The following is a 4,253-nucleotide window of genomic DNA, read 5'->3' on the forward strand; positions in this document are numbered from 1 at the left end:
TTAACCGATTTTATTTAAGTTGGTTGTATACAACCACCACTGGTTGTATACAACCACCACTTTTTAATTTAATTTGTTTTTAACTTACTTCCCATTTGTTTTTGCATTTTGCTTAATACTTCAAAATTACTTATTTCATTGGAATATTTTCCATAAAACTTAGTTTTTATTCATTTATATTCAATAAATTTAAACAACATTTTTTTACATAAAAATTACAATACATTTACAATGTCATAAAAATACCAGATGAAATCCTATTTTGATATGGGAGTTTTTCCCATTACTTCTTATCCGCAGCAAACTGATAGCTCAACGTAAAGTAAGCAGAGCGTGGTGCACCCAAGCCTAAAAAGCTGGTGCCTTGCCACTCGCTACTGTTGTAGTTAAAGCCGCTAGCGCCTACGGCTCCATAAGTAGCGGGAGAGAATGCATTTAGACCTAAACGCCCAGCGCTGGCATATTTTTTATCAAAGAGATTGTTAATCTGCATACCCAATGTCCATTCGGGTGCTAATTTATAGCTGGTTTGAAAGTTAAACACGGTGTAGCCCGGTGTTTTACCTTCACCCCAATCGGCACGAGGAATGTAGCACTCTGCATTGATATTGTTTCCAGGGTTATCTGGGTCGGGAATTAGGCATGGCTTAAGAAGAGGTGTTGCAGGACCAGCCTTGTGCTTATTATTTTCATTGCCACGCACGAAGGCGCTGGAGTGCATCACTGCGTTGAGTCCTATAATCCATTTATCCGTAACTTCATAACTGAAATTAGCATTCAGGTTATGCAACGGAATACCCGGCATGCGATTGCCTTTTTTAATGTCAATCTTGCCAAAATTGTTGATTTGTACTGCTTTTCCGTCTATTACAGCATTAACTGTGCCTAAATCAACATTATTGGCCGTGCTGTTGTAAGGGCTGATAATTTGAAAATCTGACTGAAAGGTGGCATCCGTCAGGGAGTAATTCAAACCAAAACTCGCTTTACCCAACTTACCTTTTAAACCCATCTCTAACCCTTGGCGCTTAGTATCGCCAATGTTTTGAAAGAAGCTACGGCTTGGCGCAATACTGACGAAATAAATATCATCGGTAAGATCAGTCCGGTAAACACTAGTATTCCACTCAATATTAGACGTTAATAACCCTCTAGCACCTACTTCCAGTGTTTTAGAACGTACCTGCTTTAAATAGGGGTCGCCCGACATCGTGGTGGGTAAGTTACATGTACGCCTGTCAGCTAGTGAACGCTCTTGGTAGATAGGAGGGTCAGTACCTGCTAATTGTATTAACGTATCGTCGTAAGCACACCCTAACTCAATTACTGTAGGAGTTCTGGCACCGCGATTCCAGTTTGCGTAGACATTTAAAGTTTCACTGGCTTGCCACGTAGCCCCCAATGCTGGATTGAATGATCTGAAGCTAAATTTCTCTGGCCTAGTAGACTCAACACTCCCAAGGTCAAAAAAATTCTCTGGTGCAAAAGGGACCAATGCGCCATCAATACCAGTCGGGCATTCCGTTCCATCCACCAAGCCGTCACCATCCGTATCAACTCCATGACACAATGCCAGCGGATTAATTTCATTGCGCAACATCTGAAGTGTCAACTCAGTGTACTTAGAGAGATTATTCACATTCAGCTTATTTTTTACAGTCGTGTGGTTAAATCTTGCTGCCGCCGTAATATTAAGGGCTTTAATTGGAGTCCAGGTTTCGCTGGCGTAGATACTTTTAGTGATGGAATCTCCACTAAAATCATTCAAACGCAAGGCATGTTCTGCATCGCGCGCAAAAAACTCATATCCCAATAAACTCGGGGCAGCAGTGCCACTCCGCTTGGCATCAAGCAAGCCAAGGTATTGCCCACTGATATAGCTGGCATCCGCTTTGTCAATCGAGGCACCCACCATCAACTTATGCTTATCTAAGTTCCAGTTAAGTTGTAATGCGCCACCGGTGCCAACTTGGTCAATTTCGGTTTCGGTAATCAAGGCGGTAGGGGTACCTTCAATTACGCCCGCACCCACACCAAGCGCCAATCCATCATCCCCCTCGACACCAGAGTATGCACCATCGCGGTTAATCAAATAGCCGTTTGCATCGTATGCACATACACCTAACACTGCACTACCAGAACATGCAGTTACAGCGATATTAGGATCACGAAGGCCTGAATTGACTGGGTCTAGAACGATTAGTCTGTTAAAGAACCCGTTCTCGTCCACATAACCATTATCCATATCAAAGGCCGTGGCATCGGCCAATAGTCCAAAAGCATATTTAGCAGGTGTAGGATTGCCAAACTCGTTAGTCCCTGCAAAAGCCCCACCTGCTAAAAATGGGAATCCAGAAGATGCTTTTACATATTTTGATTGATTTCCAAAAATATCCAATGCAAATTGGAAGAAATCTACTGGTAATGTTTTATTAAACTCCCCTAATCCAGCCGATATTGGCGCGGTGAATAAGTCTGGCGACTCAATCGCTCTGGGATCAGCTGTCCACCTTGGCAAATCAGGTCCAGATAGACCATCATTACGGGGCAGCGTCGCTTGCCCTACTCCTAAAACGGCTGTTCCAGGAGAGGTACCAATGGCTAAATTGTTAATATTAAACGTACCACCATTGGCAATACTGTTATCAGTAAAACCACCCGCACCATCACTAATGAAAGCGGGGTTGCCATCCCGATCTAATGCATAACCATTGGCATCAGCGGCAACATTAGCCACGTATGTGTTGTAATCGGGTAAGCCATCGTTATTAATGTCCGAATATCCATACAGCACCTGTTTTCCAGCAGTATCAGGGCTAGCAGACCCATTGAAATCTTCATTCACATCCGTTGTTTTAGATTTACGTTTACTATTACGTTTATAGATTTGCCCAGTCACGTTAAAGGTATCCGTCACATCCCAAATACCGCTGAGTTGAAACTGCAACAGGTCATTCTTGCTTTTGTCTGGTGAGGTATATACTTGGCTGCGGTTCTCTGCCGCCATTTGTTCTGGTAATAAGCCATTACCCGTAAGTTTGTTGCCAGCGTAGAGCATAGATAAGCCAAGTTGGACTTTTTCATTGCGCCATTCGGCTTTACCAAACACTTGGTTGACTTTGCTGGGCGAGTTATCACGCCAGCCATCTTCTAAAAAGAAGTTGCCAGAAGCAAAGCCTGCAATCACACCATTATTGCCCCCTGCGGATATTTGGAGCTGTTTACGCCCATAAGAACCCGCCAGTATTTCTGCATCTAGGCCCGGCTCGGTAAAGCCACTTTTGGTGCGCATGGTGAGCGCACCTCCCAAGGTGCCTAAACCAAAAATGGGGTTAGATCCTGGGAATATATCTAAACTACTCAGCGCATTCATGGGAATCATGTCCCAGTTCACCACATCGCCAAACGGTTCATTCACCCGAATACCATCTAAGAACACAGAAATACCTTGCGCAGTGCCAAGCTGTGGTGATGCGGTAAAGCCACGGTAGTTGACGTCCATTTGGAAGGGATTGCCCTGATAATCATTGACGCTGACCGATTGCAGTTTACTGTTCATTAAATCCGCAAGACTTAATGAATGAGACTCTTTAATCTCTTTTGCGGTGATGCTTTGTACGTTGCCAGGGATTTCTTCTTTGGTGAGGCCTAGACCGGGCATAGGGCCAACTTCGTAATAACGCTTTGCGCGGACTTTGATTTCATCTAACTTCAAATCAATCGGCAGGTTATTGCTACCTTTATCTTTGCTGAGTGTTTTAGCATTGGCTTTGGCAGCATTACTGACACCTTGTGGGTTAGCATCGGTGGCTTCTGCCTTGCGGATGACTTCGGGCGAGATGTTAATCTTACTATTGACTGTTGCAGGCGTTGCATCAGCAACTTTTAATCGTCTTGCTGGTGCTTGCGAAGTTAGCTTTGCATCGCCCAAGGCACCTTCTCTTTCACCTGCGGTGAAATTCACCTTGTACCCCAGGGCACCTTCTCTTTCACCTGCGGTGAAATTCACCTTGTCAAATTCGGCGTCGGCTTTTAGTTGGGCAATTTCAGCTTCGCTTAGTTTGGCTTGGTTTGTTTCAGCGGTTGTTTGCGCGTAGGCGTTTGCACTTAACAATAAACAGCTAACGCCTACCCAATATTTGATTGGGTTTAGGCGATGCGGGGTTTGTTGTAAATTGTTAGATTGCATTATTAATAACCTTTTTTAGTAATAGCGAACAAATATGCGTAAACGGCAAATGGATACAGCTTTT

The 4,253-nt window shown here is 43.9% G+C and carries 1 protein-coding gene; it reads right to left on the bottom strand.

Annotation, left to right across the window (positions count from 1 at the left end):
• Nucleotides 1-283: 283 nt before the first annotated feature.
• A complete protein-coding gene (locus HOO90_RS10515) occupies nucleotides 284-4,189 on the bottom strand; it encodes a TonB-dependent receptor (protein WP_292842798.1) in 3,906 nt (1,301 codons plus the stop codon).
• Between the last annotated feature and the right edge of the window lie 64 nt (nucleotides 4,190-4,253).

This window comes from Methylotenera sp., from assembly GCF_013141425.1.
Classification (GTDB): Bacteria; Pseudomonadota; Gammaproteobacteria; order Burkholderiales; family Methylophilaceae; genus Methylotenera.